Source organism: Halorubrum sp. B53 (genome assembly GCF_059752395.1).
Genome location: NZ_MWTH01000002.1, coordinates 132,957 through 150,752, shown reverse-complemented (window position 1 = coordinate 150,752; position 17,796 = coordinate 132,957). Strand labels below are relative to the sequence as shown.

Annotated in this window: 16 protein-coding genes and 1 pseudogene; 8 read left to right on the top strand and 9 right to left on the bottom strand. The window is 52.4% G+C overall.

The window, feature by feature from the left end:
* Positions 1-591 (bottom strand): annotated as a pseudogene (locus tag B4V06_RS01285) (ISNCY family transposase); the annotation flags it as partial.
* 441 nt (positions 592-1,032) lie between these two features.
* Here B4V06_RS01285 and B4V06_RS01280 point away from each other — a divergent pair.
* A complete protein-coding gene (locus B4V06_RS01280) occupies positions 1,033-2,316 on the top strand; it encodes a tyrosine-type recombinase/integrase (RefSeq protein WP_498166908.1) in 1,284 nt (427 codons plus the stop codon).
* A gap of 86 nt (positions 2,317-2,402) precedes the next feature.
* On the opposite strand, the gene B4V06_RS01275 is transcribed toward B4V06_RS01280, so the two are convergent.
* Both B4V06_RS01275 and B4V06_RS01270 read right to left on the bottom strand, forming a co-directional pair.
* Positions 2,403-2,975, bottom strand: a complete 573-nt coding sequence (locus tag B4V06_RS01275; protein ID WP_498166905.1) for a DUF8160 family protein — start codon at positions 2,973-2,975, stop codon at positions 2,403-2,405.
* A complete protein-coding gene (locus B4V06_RS01270; RefSeq protein WP_123538933.1) occupies positions 2,972-3,772 on the bottom strand; it encodes a ParA family protein in 801 nt (266 codons plus the stop codon). Before B4V06_RS01270 ends, B4V06_RS01275 begins: the two co-directional genes overlap by 4 nt.
* A 637-nt stretch (positions 3,773-4,409) precedes the next feature.
* Between B4V06_RS01270 and B4V06_RS01265 the strand changes: the two genes are divergently transcribed.
* Positions 4,410-5,570: a restriction endonuclease gene (locus tag B4V06_RS01265; RefSeq protein ID WP_498166901.1), complete on the top strand. Its 1,161-nt coding sequence runs from the start codon at positions 4,410-4,412 to the stop codon at positions 5,568-5,570.
* Between the two features lie 194 nt (positions 5,571-5,764).
* Here B4V06_RS01265 and B4V06_RS01260 read toward each other — a convergent pair whose 3' ends face one another.
* Together B4V06_RS01260 and B4V06_RS01255 are read right to left on the bottom strand one after the other, a co-directional pair.
* Entirely contained in the window at positions 5,765-6,667 is a 903-nt protein-coding gene (locus tag B4V06_RS01260) for a hypothetical protein (protein WP_498166898.1), read from the bottom strand.
* A gap of 68 nt (positions 6,668-6,735) precedes the next feature.
* Positions 6,736-7,029 carry a PadR family transcriptional regulator gene (locus B4V06_RS01255; RefSeq protein WP_049984640.1) on the bottom strand — a complete coding sequence of 98 codons (294 nt, stop codon included), beginning with the start codon at positions 7,027-7,029 and terminating at the stop codon, positions 6,736-6,738.
* A gap of 129 nt (positions 7,030-7,158) precedes the next feature.
* Here B4V06_RS01255 and B4V06_RS01250 point away from each other — a divergent pair, with 129 nt between their 5' ends.
* The gene (locus B4V06_RS01250) at positions 7,159-7,326 is read left to right on the top strand and encodes a DUF1931 domain-containing protein (RefSeq protein ID WP_498166896.1); all 168 of its coding nucleotides are present in this window, start codon (positions 7,159-7,161) and stop codon (positions 7,324-7,326) included.
* Positions 7,327-7,404: 78 nt separating this feature from the next.
* On the top strand, positions 7,405-7,965 hold the full coding sequence (locus B4V06_RS01245) for a TATA-box-binding protein (RefSeq protein ID WP_498166893.1): 561 nt from the start codon (positions 7,405-7,407) through the stop codon (positions 7,963-7,965).
* Between the two features lie 74 nt (positions 7,966-8,039).
* Here the strand turns inward: B4V06_RS01245 and B4V06_RS01240 are convergent, their stop codons facing one another.
* The gene (locus tag B4V06_RS01240) at positions 8,040-8,849 is read right to left on the bottom strand and encodes a PD-(D/E)XK nuclease family protein (protein WP_498166890.1); all 810 of its coding nucleotides are present in this window, start codon (positions 8,847-8,849) and stop codon (positions 8,040-8,042) included.
* 138 nt (positions 8,850-8,987) lie between these two features.
* Here B4V06_RS01240 and B4V06_RS01235 point away from each other — a divergent pair, with 138 nt between their 5' ends.
* The gene (locus B4V06_RS01235; protein WP_312620712.1) at positions 8,988-9,506 is read left to right on the top strand and encodes an ArsR/SmtB family transcription factor; all 519 of its coding nucleotides are present in this window, start codon (positions 8,988-8,990) and stop codon (positions 9,504-9,506) included.
* 585 nt (positions 9,507-10,091) lie between these two features.
* Here the strand turns inward: B4V06_RS01235 and B4V06_RS01230 are convergent.
* The 3 genes from B4V06_RS01230 to B4V06_RS01220 all read right to left on the bottom strand — a co-directional run bounded on the left by B4V06_RS01230 (position 10,092) and on the right by B4V06_RS01220 (position 11,943).
* Positions 10,092-10,448, bottom strand: a complete 357-nt coding sequence (locus tag B4V06_RS01230; RefSeq protein ID WP_498166886.1) for a hypothetical protein — start codon at positions 10,446-10,448, stop codon at positions 10,092-10,094.
* 14 nt (positions 10,449-10,462) lie between these two features.
* Complete coding sequence (locus B4V06_RS01225; protein WP_311173253.1) at positions 10,463-10,834, bottom strand: hypothetical protein; 372 nt, start codon at positions 10,832-10,834, stop codon at positions 10,463-10,465.
* Positions 10,835-11,091: 257 nt separating this feature from the next.
* Positions 11,092-11,943, bottom strand: a complete 852-nt coding sequence (locus B4V06_RS01220; protein ID WP_498166884.1) for a hypothetical protein — start codon at positions 11,941-11,943, stop codon at positions 11,092-11,094.
* A 69-nt stretch (positions 11,944-12,012) separates the two neighbouring features.
* On the opposite strand from B4V06_RS01220, the gene B4V06_RS01215 reads away from it, so the two are divergent.
* The 3 genes from B4V06_RS01215 (at position 12,013) to B4V06_RS01205 (ending at position 17,717) form a co-directional block, all read left to right on the top strand.
* Positions 12,013-12,480, top strand: coding sequence for a hypothetical protein (locus tag B4V06_RS01215; RefSeq protein WP_311173255.1), 468 nt, complete (start codon positions 12,013-12,015; stop codon positions 12,478-12,480).
* 260 nt (positions 12,481-12,740) lie between these two features.
* Complete coding sequence (locus tag B4V06_RS01210; RefSeq protein WP_498166881.1) at positions 12,741-13,727, top strand: hypothetical protein; 987 nt, start codon at positions 12,741-12,743, stop codon at positions 13,725-13,727.
* A gap of 285 nt (positions 13,728-14,012) precedes the next feature.
* A complete protein-coding gene (locus B4V06_RS01205; protein ID WP_498166879.1) occupies positions 14,013-17,717 on the top strand; it encodes a hypothetical protein in 3,705 nt (1,234 codons plus the stop codon).
* The last annotated feature ends 79 nt before the right edge of the window (positions 17,718-17,796 follow it).

The following is a 17,796-nucleotide window of genomic DNA, read 5'->3' as shown; positions in this document are numbered from 1 at the left end:
ATCGAGGATCTGTTCGTCCTCGTAGACTCTATTCTGGGCCCTACCAGAGTCGAACTCGCCGAAGGCGTGCCTTCGGGCGAGTTCGACGATCTTGTTCCCCTGCTTTCGAATGTGTTCGCGTGTTACGGTTGGTTCATCACGGTCTTCTTCGATATCGTCTTCATCTGGGATGAGTGGAACTCGTGCTTCCAAGATGACGCCGCGGTCAACGGCTTCTTGTGCGATACCTGTAGCTGCCGCGTTGAGCGTCAGTTTGGTCTGTTCACTGAACTGCTTCCATGCGTACGAGATTGATTGCTGGCTCGGTGCCTTGTCCAAATCAAGCGTCTTCAGGAGTGATGGGCGATCTTCGAGGCGATCTGCGACCTCGCTCTGGGCGAGGTCGTAGATCTCCTGATAGAGATACACCCGAGCCATCGGTTCGGTGCCGTTTGCGGCCTTGTGTTGCTGGCGGTCGTCGGTAAGTCCGTCAACTGGAATCGATACCTCTCCAAGAACACGCCAGAGATGATCCACTGATTCACAGACTTCCCCAGCGTGATAGACGATCGCCCCCGCGAGCGCGGGGGCGTCGTCATCAACCGCCGACATCCGTTTTGAAGTCATCGTAGTTCTGAGCGCGGCGGCGAGCGGTTTCAAGTCGTCACATTAGTCGCCAGATCAACTGTTTCACATCTCTATTGAACTCATAGCTGTCTTGTCAATCGATACCGCCACGCAAAGAAATTATCAGCAATCTAGTGGTTGGTAGAATTTGAGATCCCGAAAACGTGAACTACACAGTCAAATTTGGATATAGCGCTATACAGTTTATTCCCGTGGTGTATTATTGTGACGAGTATTGTCCGGTTGCCGTTTTCTCACGTGGAAAACAGTAGAGGACAACCTATAAGTAAATCGAACGAAACGCTCTATCCACCGAAACCACCAGACTTAGAATCGCTACTGCACGGAGCACGTCCGCTCCCGCTGGCGATTTCCCTCGCGCTCACATTCGAGTCTCTCACCGACCGCGACGACTACACGAACACTATGACCGAGACGACCGACACTCCACGCTACAGCACGATGGACCTCGAGGACGCCGAGGCCTTCTACCACGACGAGATTACGCCGCAGATGCGCGCCGAGGGACTCGCTCCTGAGCACGAAACCCCCACCTACTCGTGGATCGAATCGCACTTTCCAGGGTTCATCAAACATCTCTCGCGGCGATTCGACCTCTCACCGGGTGACTTCTACGAGAAGATCGACGTTCCGGTTGAGTCCAAGCCGGAGGAGCGACCGTTTGACTTCGTCGACGACGAAGAGACGCGTGCAGCCCTTGAGGACTACCTCGTCGAGCTGCGCGATCGGCAGGGACGGGCGGAGTCGACGGTCGCCACACGCCGCTCTGCGCTCCGTCTGTACGTCCGGACATACAAGGACGTCAATGCCACCGATGATCTGCTCAGACCGCTACACGACGACGCTGCGCGGGCCGACGAGATGGATCGCGTCGCGGATACGTTCGACGTCCTACGTCGCCGCGAGGACACGCTGACAACGCACGCGTCGCGACGGAAGTACGTCCAGGAAGTTCGGCAATTCTACACCCATCAGGTGACGTTCAAAGGCGCACGTCACAACCCGACCGACCAGCTGGAACGTCGCTTTGGGTGGGATTCGACGCCTGAGTGGGACAATCAGGCTCTTGAGGCTGATCAGATACGAACACTCTATCAGACAGCCACCGATCCGGTCGACCGTCTCATCGTGATTGGGGTCTGCGGATGGGGGCTTCGACCGAGCGAGGTTGCGTCGCTACGCGTTGATCAGCTGGTTCTCGACCCACCAGAAGACGACACGGAGACCGGACCGTACATCGAATTCGGGAGTGAGCGGAAGAACGGACCCGGGACGGTCGCACTCCTCACGGGTGTTGAAGATGCAACCGCACGGATCGACACCGTCGTTGAGGAGGCGGGCGACGACTGGATGGGCGCTGTGTTCCCGTCTTCATCTGCGGAGAGCGGGCACCTATCGACGTCGACGGTTCGACGTCGATTCAAGAACCTCGCAGAACGCGCTGGAGTGACTGTCGATGGGGAGGTCCCGACGCCGAAGATGGGGCGACGATATTGGTACACGGCGTACGGAGAGGCGGTGCGTCGTGTGGCCGAGCGGTTTGCAGATGTCGCTGAGGAGCAGGGGTCGAAGTCAGCGGAGGTCGTGTTGGATAACTACCTCTCAGAAGCGGAGAAGCGCCGGCATCGCCGTGAGGAGATCCGAGAGGATCTTGAGGGCTTATTCGGAGAAGAACCCGGTGTCCAGTGACGTAGGGTTCGGATACGCTAAGACCTGAAACAGAGGAATACGAGCTCCTTCTCTCGAATTTTGGGGAATAGATTCGACGAGAGCAGTCAGTCGATCTCGAGTTCTTCTTTCAGCTGAGGGCTCTGAAGCCCAGCCCGAAAGACGGCGTTGAAGAAGTCCTTGTTCTTCGAGAGATCTTCACCGTGTGTGGCGAAATACTCGGTATCGAGTTCCTTGTACTTCACACGCATCTCCTGATAGACGCTCTCGTAGAGGTAGACGTTCACGTTGTGAAGGTCGCGAACAACAAGGCCCTTCGCGTCTGCGTCGAGTGCCATCTGCCGGACGGTCTCTCCGTCGGCTTCAACAGCGGTGTCGTCGATCTCATCTGACGTGTCTGATGTATCTGACGTATATGCTGTGTCTTCGTCGCTACCGCTATCGGACGTAGTGGACGCGGGTTCGTCACCAGATATATCTGAGGTGTCTCCCATTTCTGAGGTATCTGAGATATCTGCGGGTTCTGCGGTGTCGGACGTAGTGGATGCCGATTCTTCGTCGGCTGTATCTGAGGTATCTTCTGTGTCTTTCGTCTCTGTACCGCCGCCTCGAACTTCGTCCATACTCCAAACGTCGCTTTTCCGCTCCTCGAGGTCATCGTCGCCGTCGTTGCTGCTCATGCTTCCACCTCCGTAGTATGACGTTCGAGCATTTTCGCTATCTCGGTGTAGGCTTCGCGTGCGTCCTCGGTCTTCGCGTCGTCCTCGTGGAGGAAGATGGAGACGCCGTTGTTCCATGCACGCCGGATGGCGACGCGCTCAGGCACCTGAAAGACGTCATATGGAGCGTCATTGAAGAACTCGATCATCTGCTTAGTATCGTTGTTCTGGACGCTCTCGACGGCGTTAATGACAATCCCGAGGATATCGATGGTGTCAATTTGGCCCGGGAAACTGTTTGAGAGGTAGGCAATCTCCTCGTTCATCTTCTCGATCGCACGGATGGAACGTCGGGTTGGCTCGACGGGGATGAGGACTTGTTCGGCGGTGAGGAGGGCATTATCAAGGATTTGGCTGAGATCAGGCGGGCAGTCAATGAGGATGAAATCATAGTCGTGGTCAAGCTCGTCGACGGCAATTTTAAGTCGCATTTCGCTGTTTGCGACCTGAGTGACGAGCATATCTTTGAGCCCGTCCATTGCTTTGTTGGACGGAATGACGTCGAATTCGTCGTGATGCTCGATAATCTCATTGATCTCCTCAGTGCGTGTTGGTTCGACCATCACTTGGTGGAGAGATGGGATCTTCTGATCGTAGAGGTCACGGAAGCCCGTGCCTTCGGTGAGGGTTCCCTGCGGGTCGGCATCGATGAGGAGGACATCGTGGCCTTGGTTCGCGAGCGCACCACCGAGGTTGATTGTGGTAGTGGTCTTTCCGACCCCACCTGCTTGATTTGAGATGGCGATTATCTGCGTCATATGACCTATGTATCTGAGGCGTCTGATATAATTGTTTGTCAGACGTACCTGCTGTTTCTGACGTATCTGAGAAGACTGATCGAGGAATAAGACAGGTTGAGAAGTTCTCGAGAGAAACCTAGCTGGTGTATCTGAGATATCTGACGCATCTAATACTATTCCCGTAAACACGCCATCTCACTACGGTATCTGAGATAACTGATTGCTGGTCCGTAAGTAGTGTAACTGAGATAACTGATATATCTGAGGTATCTGAAAATGAGATAGATAGCTCAATGATGGCCGACTTCCCATACTGATATATCTGCTATATCTGAGATTGCTGATGTTCCCAACGTGACGGCTCTGTGGTGACTGCGATATCTGATGTATCTGAGGAGGGAAGAATGGGGTGTGTGAATAGTAGTCGGGTTAGAAATTCCAATTGATTGGAAATTTCTACCGATGGAACAAATAGGTGCATCCCGGGTTAGCATCCACGTATGACTGAACGAGAAGAGCTGCTACAGCAGGGGAATACCGTAGATCAATGGCCCTATAAATGGATATAACGGCGTCTTCAGCTCGGAAACAGCGTTCAAGTCGATATCCTCAAAGAAGTCTATACAACTAACCAAAACAAAGAGAATACACAACTATGTCGAACAGCCGAATTGAGGTCGCTCTTCAAGCATTAGGCAGTGACCGGTTTGAGCGGTTGATGCATGATTTATTGGAGCGGGAAGGGTACACAGTGGATCCAACGGGGACAAGCGGTCCCGATGGCGGTCGCGACGCCTTCCTCCTAGATGGTGACCGAGACGGGATCCTTCATTGCTCTGTGCAGAAAGACAATTGGGTCAGGAAAGCCCACGACGACATCGAAACAGCTGTTGAGAACTTCGATCGTGACTTTGACTTCTACATTTTCGCCACAACACAGGACCCCAGTACGACCAAACGGGATCGGGTTGAAGAGGAGCTCCACGAGGAATGGGGAATCCCCACGACGGTTTGGGACTTCTCAAAAATCCGGAACAGCTTGGTGGGCAATCGTGAGAACAACGATCTGATCCGGGAACACCTCCGTGTCGACCCCAATCGACCGTTCGTAGACATTGAGTCAGAAGTAGATGATCTCTATGAGGATTTGCTGGATCGTGTGAAGCGCCGACAAGCTCCCGATGGGACAATTGTCGAGGACCCTGCCTTAGTTGTCGTCCATGTCATTCCTCAGGAGGCCGTCGACGACCATCACGACCGATATGCAGGCGACCTCCCCCACCCACCTCAGTTCGAAAAACGTGATGCATACGCTGTAACACGACCGAAGGTGAAGATCACCGAAAATAATCGACGCTTCCATGATGGCACCGAGAGGGAGCGATACACTGCTATCCATCGGGACGGGTGGACTGAAGGTATCTTCACAGCTCTGTATCCCAGCAACAATCCCCAACTCCGGACATCTATTGATCGGCTCATAGCGAACTTCGTTCACACTGCTCTCGGGACGTTTGATGAAGCAGACATCTACCCGCCCTACTATGTGTACGTTAGCATACTGGGTGCCGAGGGGTACACACTTTCCCGACCAAGTGGATCAAACCGACCACCCAGCAATGTGCGACCTTTCACCGAGGACGAGATACGGTTGAATCGCGTCCAAATCGACAATCCAGATATCGATGTCCCGGATGTGATGCGGAAGACGTTCGATCAGCTCTGGCGACATGGTGGCTGGGACCACTCAGTCAATTATCAAGCCTCCGAGACAGATGATGGTGAAACTGTCTACGAGTGGAATCCATACCGATAACAGTATCCACAGTAACAGAGCGAGTCGAGCATAATTGCTCTCCTGAATTGGTTTCTCGATCAGTCACGGCATGGTCCCCATCGGAATTACGCCACGATGAAACCTATTGAGGACAGCCGCTGATCCCTTGGAGTAGGACCTTGAACAGATCGATAAGCTAGCTGAAGACTCGCCTTCGTCCGTCAGGATGGTTGTTATTGATGATAGAGACGCCAGAGCCAGCCGGGTGTTGAGGCAGTGATTTCGTCGATAACTGATGTCCACGGGTGGTTGCCGTGGAACGCCCGGGCATAGGGAGCCGAGATGTCCGCTGCCTCACTCACAAGGAGCAATGAGCCGAAAAGGACGTATTCGGGGAGGAATGCAACATCACTCCACAAGTACCGCGGACGAAGATATCCGAGAGGCCGCCACAAACGGTGAGATCGAAGCGCAGCCAGCTCCTCGTCGGTAACACCGAGTTCACGAACAGCTGCCGGTGTGATCCCGCCTCGACGCGTTCCGTGGGCAAGGACGCCCTCCAAGAGCGTCTTCGTATGCTGTCTCTCCGCGAGATGAGTCAAGAAGTCGTACTGTAGCTCAGTGGCGAAATGTGCTTGCGTACGGACTGACACTGCCTGCTCGAAACCTTCCTGCAAGTATGGGTGTTTCCACGTTGGTGAGTCGAACTGGTGCTGATACGCGTGGCACAACTCCGACGCTAAATACGTGTACGCCGTCGTCTCGGGGAGCTGGCGTGGACTCACGCCGATTCTGCCCGTCCGCGCGGAATATCGCCCTTCGATGAACACGAGCGTCAATGAGGCCGGCAGATCGCTCGTAAGGAGTGCGAGACGCTCCCTACGCGAACAGTCGTAAACGAGATGCTTGCGCCACATCTCGCGGTACGGTGTGGAATCGACATCGAGGAGGTCGTCGTAAAATCGCGTGAGTTCATCGAAGCGTTCGTGGAGGTCAGCCTCGCTCGCGAGGGGGGCATCGGAATTCTGTTGGAGTGACTCGGTCAGGGGTGGTGCGTCCGGGTACTCCACCCGGTACGACTCAACAGCATCTGAACAGATTGACCGTAGCTGTTCGAAGAACGTCTTGTCGTCCATCTGAATGGATATAATGGTGGAGGGAAGTAAACTTCGTTCGATAGGTTGGATTGGCTGTTTGAGCGTATCTAGGCAGGAGCTGACTCTGCGGGTTCGACGTACTGGTACTCCCACTCGCGTCGAGCCTCGATTTCACGACGCCCACGACGCGTAAGCGTATAGACATTCGTTCGCCGATCTTTCTCTCCTTTCTCGACAAGCCCTTTCTCAACAAGCGTGTCGAGGTTCGGGTAGAGTCGGCCGTGATGGATCTCTTTCTCGTAGTAGTTTTCGAGTTCTTCCTTGATCGCGAGGCCGTGGGGCTCATCAAGGCCAGCGATCACGTACAGGAGGTCCCGTTGGAATCCAGTCAGATCGTGCATCGTCCTACTACTTGATACGTAGTGCTATTGAATACGTCTGTTGCCCTGAAAGTGGCCGTGAACACTCCTAGAAGAACCGAGTCAGATATCTGTATGTTTATACAGAGGACGAGAGAACAACCCGAGCGTATGGCAGACCTGATTGTCAAATCGGCCGTGAAAGAAGCGCTCAATGACCACAACGTCTCGGCGGATTTCTACGAAGCACTGGACGACGAAGTAACTGAAATGCTCGAAGATGCAGCCCGGCGTGCCGAGGCAAACGATCGGAAAACTGTCCAGCCCCGCGACCTCTAGCTCGGTCAGAAAGTACTACCCCCATCGCTCGAATTCACCCACCTGTTTTTAAGACACTCGTGACTGGTAGATATCTCTATGAGTATGACAACGGAGTCAATTCAAGTCGAGAACGTCGTTGCCTCGTCCGATATCGGTCAAGAACTCGACCTCGAAACGCTCTCTGGGGATTTAGGAGCGACCGACTACGATCCCGATAACTTCCCGGGACTCGTCTATCGGATGCACGATCCCAAAGCTGCAGCACTCATCTTCCGCTCGGGAAAAGTCGTCTGTACGGGAGCGAACAGCGTTGACGACGTGACGACTGCGCTTAACCACGTCTTCGACGAACTCCGCAAGTTGGGGGTCGATGTCGTAGCCTCGCCAGAGATTGAAATCCAGAATATTGTCTCAAGTGGGGATCTCGACTATACCCTCAATTTGAACGCCATCGCGATCGGTCTGGGCCTCGAAAGCGTCGAATACGAACCTGAACAGTTCCCGGGGCTTGTCTACCGACTCGATGACCCGGACGTGGTCGCACTCCTCTTTGGAAGTGGGAAACTCGTCATCACTGGTGGAACACAACTCGATGACGCTGAAAAAGCCCTCGTAAACATCGAAGATCGGCTCAACGATCTTGGGTTACTGAGCTAATCTGAGTTCTCGATAGAATTCATCAAAGCGGTTTGCCGGAGACAGATGAGAATGAAGGCGGTAGATAATAGTGTTCAGACGTCAGCAGGAGATTGGGAGACTTCACTACTACTTGTAGCGTCCCCGCTGTTGTCATCCTCAGTCGCTTCGAAGTCCGTTGTATCGTCGCCTTCTACTCCGAGTGCGTTGCGCGCTACGGTCGAGTCGGTATCCATTTGGATATGATCGAAGCGAAGGGATTCCCTCTCGCAGAGCCAGCAGTCGCACGTCTTGAAGGGAATGTCTTCTTTGCTCGTCGGGTAGCCCTCGCCGATAATTGTGGCGGCGATGTGCTTACCTTTCTCGAGAAGGTCCTGGACACGCCCCGGGTCGGGACCGAAGGCATCAATGCCGGCACTCGCCGGTGGCCACGTCCGAACCTCAAGATCGGACTTCGCGAGGTACACAATCTGACCCTGAGACGCGCCAAGCGCCTTCATATATAGATAGATCTGATCCAGATGGCGCTCGATGGGTGGATTGAACCGATACCAGTTGGCTCGCGACTTGTAGTCGTAGGCAGTGTTGGTGCCGGGCTCGTACAGGTCGGCATGGCCGATGATCGTAAGCCCGTCCACCTCCATCTCGATTGCGACTTCGCGCTGGGTTTCGACGTCGAGGTCTGGGATGACCTCGTTTTCCATAAACTCGTGGATAGTGGTTCCCGTGTGGAAGGTGCCAAGCGCGTCGGTATGGTCGAGAAGACCGAGTTTTGAGTTGTAGCATTGGCGGGGGCACTTCGCGAGCTGACTCGGGTGGAAAGTGTAGGGGTCGAGCTCGGTGTGGCTATGCTCGTCGTTGAGCTGGATGAGTGTTGACTGGATTGCGGACTCGAAGTCGATCATAGTGAATCTCCTCTTCGAACGGCGTCGCAGCGATGGATGCGAGGCCCGTTCGTCGGTATGCGGGCGAAAAACAAGACTAATTCAATATTTTGAACTAGGATTCAAAACAGTAATGGTGCTGGAGATCCGAATACGTGTATGAGCGACTCTGGAACCACAGATCACACGGCAAAGGTCGTCCGGATTCGGGAGGTTGCGATGACGGTTCGTGAACCAAAAAATGCGGGAGAGATAGCTGAGGCTGCTGATGTTGCCCGAAACACGGCTGAAAAGTATCTCACGCAACTGGTCGAAGCGGATAAACTCGCGACGATCCAGCGGGGCCGCGAGACCCGCTACTATCCAGATCCAGTCACCCAGTATTTCGATCAGATCCGTGACCTCGTCAACGACCATCGAAAAGACGAACTCACGGCTGAACTAGATGCAATCCGGGACGATATCGACGAGTGGAAAGAGGAGTACGATGTGGAGTCCGCTGACGAACTTCGGGCGACCGTCGGTGATGATCTTCCGGCATCCGAACGCCAGCAGCGGCGCCACGACGCGGAGGATTGGGACTACTATGAGCACCAAGCGATGCTCATTAAGCAGGCGATTCAGCTCTATGATACGATTGAGGCGACTCGTGAGAGTCGTATTGCCTCCGCCAACTGACTCGGTGACAGTAAAATGGGAAATCCACCGATTTCTGGAGACACGCATCTCCACCGATACGAGGTCCACAAACGAGTCACAAATCGACTTCAACGGGAAGCTGGCGTGACGACCGTAGAAGCCAAACCAAGTCCGATGCGGCCAGTCCGTCTCGTATCGACCCTCGATCGCGCGGTCTTTTTTGACCAGAACACGGACGCTGGCGACGCGACACTTGAATTCGAGTGGCGCCCCAATTCCAAGCGCGATGAGTTCCGCATTCAGTATAATGAACCCGGGACCCCGTGGTCATGTGGCTGGCATCAGGACAAAACCCACGAAAAGCTCGGCCCAAGTCATTTCCAAGTTGACCACGATGCGTGGCCAGCACCGCACCGTGAGTCTGCATCCTTCACAGATTCGAATCCGATGGCAATCCTCGAAACCTGCCTCACTGAGCTTCGTGACCGTGTCCCGAGTCTCCCTGACAGCGTTCGCCCGAGTCCGTAGGTCGCTACGCGATGGGTTCGGCCACGACTATCTCGTGCTTGAGGCGGGGGATTTTACGTTGGCCGTCGGTATCGAACTCGATGATATCAGCCTCGATCAGTATCGCGTGTCGCGCGGTCGCCGCCCGCGAAGGCGGCCCGGTGTCTTCCCTGGCGGCTTCGGCGGCGGCGTGTTACGATCGACATGACTGTCCCAGTGCTCGACCGCGTACCGACCGTCGTGTGTCTCGTAGATGTAGCCTTTGTACGTCCGATAGGTCGGCGAGTAGAAAGTCTCTGTTCGCGTGAATCGGAACTTCGCGTTGGCGTTCGGCTTATCCTCTGGATCCTCGGTGATTCGCTTGTGCTTGTACGCGTAACTGTAGCTGTCTCGTTCGTGCTCGCGACACCACCCGTCGATGAACGCCTCGAGGGCGTCCTTTGGGGTATCGCCGATGAATCTGTCTCGTGGCATCTGTCTGTGTGTGGTTAGGCGGTGATTTGGTGGTCGTCGACGGTCGTCCAAGTGTCCTCCCTGGGCCCGCGGCGCTCGTGAACGACCTCGAAGCCGTCGCCGGGTTCGATAGGGCGAATAACGACCCGATGCTCGGTGTCGCTCCGGTAGCTCGCCATCGCGATCCCTCGGTCGTAGCGTGTTTTCACCCACGTACAGAGCGTAGTCGTGCTTCGGTGGACGAGTGGGTGAACTTCCTCGAGATCCGCTGTCTGCCAGTTGTCGCCTGCGCCAACGCGCTGTTCGTGGACGACGCCGACCTGGGGACGATCAGACCATTCGCAGATGACGACGCGATGGGACTGATCGTTCGAGTCGATGGCGACGTTGGTCGCAGTACCGACCATCGTCGATCAGTAGCAGAGGGTCCTCTTCGAGGGCTGTGTGCACATAGTTTCATCGCACCGGGCGATTCAGTGTGGACGAGGAGAAATCCGAGGAGAGGTGTGTTTTGGCCTACTCATTAATGCAGTTGTGGGGGAGAAACTCGACCATATATTCTCACAATCGGTATCGAGGACGGCCAGAAGTAGCGTCTTCGAGACGGTTGTCAACACGTAATGGATGGCCAGTAAGAGATAGCAACAAGACTCAACCATAATCTTCAGTCCTCTGGGTCTAGATTATAAGGAAGTATATAGTCGAAATCTATCTTCTTTTTGAAAGATTCGTCAATCAGATCCTCAAGCGTCATTCCCTCACTGAGTTCTGATTCAGCTTCCCACAGTTTGTTTCGAACGTGTTCTCCATTGATCATCTGATATTCGAAGAATACCCGATACGCAATTGTCTTGAAGTCTGATTCAACCATTTTGGCAGCAATCGAAGGGAAATCCGACGAGAGAATGTTGTTCGACTTGATTTCTCCGTGGAATAGTAGTTCGCCGGTGAATGGACGTGGTTCGCTATCCGATTGAAGTACACCGGTTTTGATGGCTCCGTTATTAGGGTTCTCTGGGCTCAACCGCACGCTCCCCTCGATAATTGGCTCCTCGGGTGGCCAATTCGCGTACATCACAATACGAGCAACTAGGTTCGTTGCCGGACCATTCCCCACATTTCGTAGATAGAAAGGCATCTCGTTGTCGCGCGCTTGCCATCGTTCGATGGTGACGTGAGGGCGGTAGCCTGCTTCCATCCACTCTTCTTGCTGCTCCATTATCTCCGCCTGCTGCTCTTGAATATCTACAACATCTTCCTGGAGTCCTCTTTGGCTCTTCATTTCATTGAGTTGATCCTGCTGGATTCTACCGAGGCCTTGATAGACGACGATGAGAGCGAACGTCAGGATAAGCGATGCGAAGATACTGGTCGCAGTAAGCCTATTTCCACCAGACTGAATAGGAATAATAGCATAAAAACCTGAGACTGAGACAACCAACCCAAGGAAGCGTGATACAGTCCAATACCTCTGCCACCATCGATCCGGAACGAGTTTCTTTTCGATGCAAAACATAACGGTAGAATAGACACAGGCATCAGGATAGTAATAAAGTTGATTTAGATGCCGAGACATTTTCGCTGTATGACCTCTGAAGAAGGACAAAGCCGGTATATTTTCAACCTGGATCGCGGCGAGGAGTCGGAGATCAGGGCCATAAGAGCGGGAGTCAAGTGGCTTTTACAAGAAATCGAAAATGGTGAATCCGATACTGGGTTTATAGGAATAGACGCGAAAAAGTACATTCAGGATTCAGTAGGCAAGGCACTGGAAGGCATCGGAGATACATTAAGAGAAAACCACTTGGCTGAGATCGACGGTAACAAAGTGTACCTTATTACAGAGCACAAAAACTACTCCACGTCGTATGAGACTGGTCCAGCAGTCGTGATTCGACCATCGGATAATCTTTTAGCAGATATGGAGGCAGACGACCGAATCAATGATATTCTAGTGATCTCGTGGCAGACTGGTGCGTATGACGACTGCGAGGTGTGGCGAGAGAAGTACGAACCACTACATACAGAACTCGCCGGAGGTGAGGATACATAGAATGTATTAGATGCTCGGTTGTAGTGGGGCCCGTCATCTCCGCAGGACCCGCTGATCTCAGTACCGGTTAGATGTTATATTCGCAACTTGTATTCAGTACGTAGTTCTTGAGATCGATCGCTTTTTCATCATACTTGACTTGTCTCGAATAATGCGTAATTTCTCACTTCGGTGGCATAGGGATGGTTCTACTCCACCCTCTGTTCAGAGTAAGAGTGTTAAGTAAGGGGACAGCACTATCTGAATAAGGCTGATGAGTTATGCCACCGGACAGCACGCGGGGAGGGATAGAGTACGATGTCATTACACTGTTCGCGACTGCGGAGGTAGACTCAGAACAGCGACCGGGAATTGCCGAGGCGTTACGCGAATCGCGCACGCAACTATCGAGCCAGACCGGCTATCTGATGCGCTTCGGAGACGCTTCGCATCGTGAACTGACTGTCTTCGACGTCGTTTCGCTCCCGATCAAGAGCTACCCGGTGTCTGAGTCCGCATATGCATCTCTCCCAGATCGCGTTCGCGAGCAGCTCCAAGACGTCGGTGCCGTGCAGATCGTCGCCGATTATGACTCGAAAGCAAGCGTCTTCCGCGATGTCGTGTGGCCGGGTGCGGAGTCACCAGAAGACACCTCGGACCCAGTCGAGACGACAGACGGCTCGTCAAAGGATGGTTCGACCGAACGGTCGGCAACGGCGGGCGATGGAGTGGGTACGGACACGATGGTTGAGGAGTACGACTCGGATGATTCGGCGCAGACGTATCGCCCGATCACACGTCGCGAGTTCGAGACGTTCCTTGAGGGTGTCAGCGTCGATTTTGAGCGGAAAACGTACGGCTGGACGGACGAATGGGTGTACGAATCGATTATGGATGACGGGGAGAAGTGCCTGCGGGTATACTCGTCGATCGACCGCGAAGACAACGCGAGTCGTGAAGCTGGTTCAGACGCGATAAAGTCGGTCCTCCTGCTGAACGTGGCCGACGCCGGCGAGGAGCCGACGTGGCGGCCGCTGCGGAAACCGAAGCGGACGTATCGGATACAGACGTGGCCACAGAATCTCCGTGAGAAACTCGAGAACGCGGTGGCAACGCAGGACGAACTAAAGGTCTGCTCGGATTGTGGTCGGCCCATGGTGCTCCAATCTCCGAAAGGGGAGAACCGCCAGTTCTGGGGGTGCTCAGGGTACTATGAGAAGACGGCAGGTAGTGACCGGGCGTGTGAGAATACCGCGCCCGTTCAGTAGGTCAATGGTTGACCGCGGGGTCAAATGAGCGACAAGCCCAATGTCGCCCATATCTCGGAGAGAATACGATGTATCAGATTTCCACCCGATAAATAACCTAATAACGATGACTTGTAGATGATCGAGTCATTTGGCTACCAACAATCAGGTCTACGGTGATTTCAGCACTCCGTAAACTGATGACCGAGTTGATATGTAGAGGCCAAACCCGAGTACTACGTATCGGTCTAAAGGAAGAATGATGCGGCGGTAATGTTATACCTCAAACTCCGTTTTCTATCTACAATGAGACAAGGGATCGAGCTGGTGGATGAGGATATTTTATCATTTGAACCGAAGCAAGCAGTCAAATTCTTTCGTGATCTAATCTGGGCTTCTGCGCCCGATGCGGGAATTCAATCGGAGACCCACGTGAATCTAAATATCTACACATCAGATGGAGGAATTGACGCTGAGGCAGAAAATGAATTTGAGGTAGAAGTGACCACTGCTGACAAAACAAATCTAATTCCGGAGGGAAGAACCGGATACCAAATAAAAACTGGCAGCAAGCCATCAACGTCAGATTGTCAAAATGAATTATTGAATAGTGATGGTCAGATTAAATCATATGTGAAGGATGTCGTGTCTTCTGGTGGGAATTATGTATTCGTCACGTTCTCTCAACTGACCTCTGAAGAGAGGGATGAACGCATCTCGGCGATTGAAAACCAGCTCAGTGAGAAGGGCTATGACAAGGGGAATGTACAGCTTTTCGCCACCAACCAATTGGTCGAATTTGCCAATCAGTTCCCCGGCCTCATTTTCAAATACACTTCTATTGAGGGGGGCGGTATTGATATTGGGACTTGGTCTGAACGGAGATCTAATCGAGTTCCAGAAACCTTTGTCGAAACCGATGATCGAAGAGAAGCCAAGGAGAAGCTAAGATCCCTTCTCAAAAGAACAGATGAGTTTGAAGACATTGACAAGTGCCCAGTTTGCAGAGTCCGAGGAACCTCTGGGTTGGGGAAAACCCGCTTAGTATACGAGTCTGTAAATCACGAACAATTTTCGAATCGGGTTATCTACGAAGACGCAGATGACTTTGAAGGATGCGAGTTAGCGACGACCCTGGAGATGGATGAGAGTCGGCAAGCAATCATTATCCTCGATAACTGTTCAAGAGAACAGCACCGGGCCTTCAACAATAGGTACGGTTCCTACGATCGATTGGCATTGATCACAATCTCGACTGACCGAAGCAAGGTCGCTTCTGATCTTACTTTGACGATTGATCGGTTGCAAAAGGATGATTTGAGGGAGATTTTAGAAAATGAGTATCCAGAGGTACCAAGCCACACCGTGGACCGCTTCGCAACAATTGCGGACGGGTACCCTGAGATGGCATTGCTTTTAGCGGGGCGGTACACCAGAGATGATACGGAAGAGAGCGTCGTTGAAGTCTCTGATTCGACGATCTTTGACCGTCTACTGGTGGGGGACGAGCAAGATGCGCCTGAGCTCAGAGCTGTAAAGCGGATCTTGACGCCCTTTGCATTCTTTGACCGGATTAATTGGTCAGATAACGAGAACCATCGAGAATGGATTGTCCGAGCGTTTAATCTGAAATCTGATTACTCCGATGAGGTCATTTCTGAAGTTGTTCAGTATGAGAAGAACCGGGGTGTGCTAAGCGGTGACGACGTACTCTCGCTGCGAACGATTCCATTGGCAACCTACCTGATGAGATCTGCGCTTGAAAGGGATGCTTCGATTCTTGATTCAATATTCCATGAGAGTTGTCCGCCGAGGCTGTTGTGGAGCTTTGCTGAGAGAATTCCCTATGCTAACACGATAGACCAAGCGGTAGAGTGGTCCACAATAACACTCCTCAGAACAGAGTGGTTTGGGAGCTCTGGATTCAAAGCGAACATTGGGCCAGTCTTCCGAGGTCTTGCCGAAGTGACTCCGGGAGAAGCTTTAGAGATACTAGAAAGGTTCTTGGGACCGATGGAGCGTGAAGAATTGGAGAATATTGAGGGACGGAGACCTATCCTGGAAAGCCTGCGTCGAATTGCGGTTTGGGAGACGCATTTCTTTGGTGCAGCTCTACTCCTCAAGAAGTTGGCCGAGGCTGAGAATGATGACAAATTTGTAAACAACTCTACAGGATTGTTCGCGGGTTTATTTTCGCCACACTATGGCCCATACGCTCCAACCGAGGTTGCTCCAATGGATCGATACCAGCTTTTGGAGGATTTGCTAACTTCGAGGGACTCCGAAAAACACCGGGTGGGATTAGAGGCAGCCGAGCAAATATTGTCGATTAGAGGCAGTAGAGGTGGTGGAATACCCCACCGACAAGGTGCCAAGCCAGCACCAGACTTGTGGATGCCCGAAAATAATGAACAGAGAATCGAATATTTTAGAGAAGTATGGAAGCTAGTAGAAAGGAACCTCGGACGGTTCCAAGAAAAGCACTTTGAGAAGGCACTAGATATTCTCTTGAACAATTGCCGGAAGTTAGCTGAGAGCGAGGACCTCACCCCCATTATTCAGGATACGTTTCGTAGTTTGCTGGACCACAAGGACGTGGACGCAAACGACGTGATCTCCGCCACAAGTGGGGTTGTCCATTATGACGCAGATGAATATCCGATGGAGCTCCGCGAATCTTGGGAGGAGTTCGAAAAGGAAATCACAAATCGCGATTTCCACACGAAGCTTAAACGATACGTAGCAGGCTATAATTTAGTAGATCGTTCCGAAGAGCGTGAAGAAATAACCGAGAGGAGGATTGCCTCTCTTGCCGAGGAGATCACGGAAAATCCGGCCCTCATCACCGATGAGTTAGAATGGATGCACCAAGCCTCTTCTGAAAATGCGGGAGATCTTGGTCGGGAACTGGCAAAGCGAGACAACGATCTCGAACTTATTGACATCCTCCTATCCGGTTTACATTCGGTCGAGCCAGATGCCTCGTGTAGGCTATTTGGAAGCTACCTATACGAAGTGGTAGATTCCTGCGAGGAAGCCCCCAAGAACGTTTTTGATCGAATGATAAATGATCAACATCTCATCAACTTCTTCCCCTTCTTAGTTCGCAGAGCAGACCCATCGGACGAAGCAGCTGAACTGATTTTAGATTCTGTCCAAAATGGTGATATTCCACTCCGTAAGATCAGCCAGATCGAGACTATTGCGCAAAATGGAGAATTATCTGAAGAAATGTTCTTAGAGATCGGATCTTACTTGATGGATAAAGATTCAGGTGAAGCAGTTGCGATATTGGTCAATTTGGCGGAAGACTTCTATAGGCGGGATGATGCTCCGAGTATCAATGAAGATTTAATTATACAGGCACTCACTCACCCCAGTCTCGTCAATAAGGAATCTGAGGTGGCCGTGGGCGGGCACTGGATTGAGTGGGAACAATTAGCAGAAATGACAATTAAACAAGATATAACTAACGGATATGACATCGCTGGTCCAATCATTGGTTCATTGGGAACGAAGGGAAGCATTGCCGGAATCCGAGATGTCCTTGACATCGTCTTGCGACCATTATTGGAAGAAGATCCGGAGAAGGCCTGGGAGCTGGTTGTGGATGGATTCGACACTGACTCCAGCCGAGTTAGAATAGAAGCTTGGTTAGCGGGAACTGGAATAGATTCAGATGATCCTGCTATTCTGTTAGTTCCTGAATTTGTCTTATGGGATTGGGTTGATGTGAACCCGGAAGAACGTGGTCCACAATTAGCACGTTGTATACCTCCAATGGAACACGACGGATGGTGGGATTTAGCTCACGAAATACTCATTCGTTATGGGGATATCGATGACGTCGTTGAGGATTTGAACGCCATAGAACAAGGAGGCGGGAGGTGGGGGATTGACATATTCCGAAGTCGTCGAGATAAATTACAGCAGTTGCGTTCGAAATCTTCGGACCAAAACGTTCGCCGATGGATATCGCAGGAAATTCGTGAGGTTGAGCGATTTCTATAACCTTTCCGGGAGTCTTCTGTGATGCTAATCCAGCTCGATACCCGATGAAGGATATCCACGATGGATGAAGCGGTGTCGG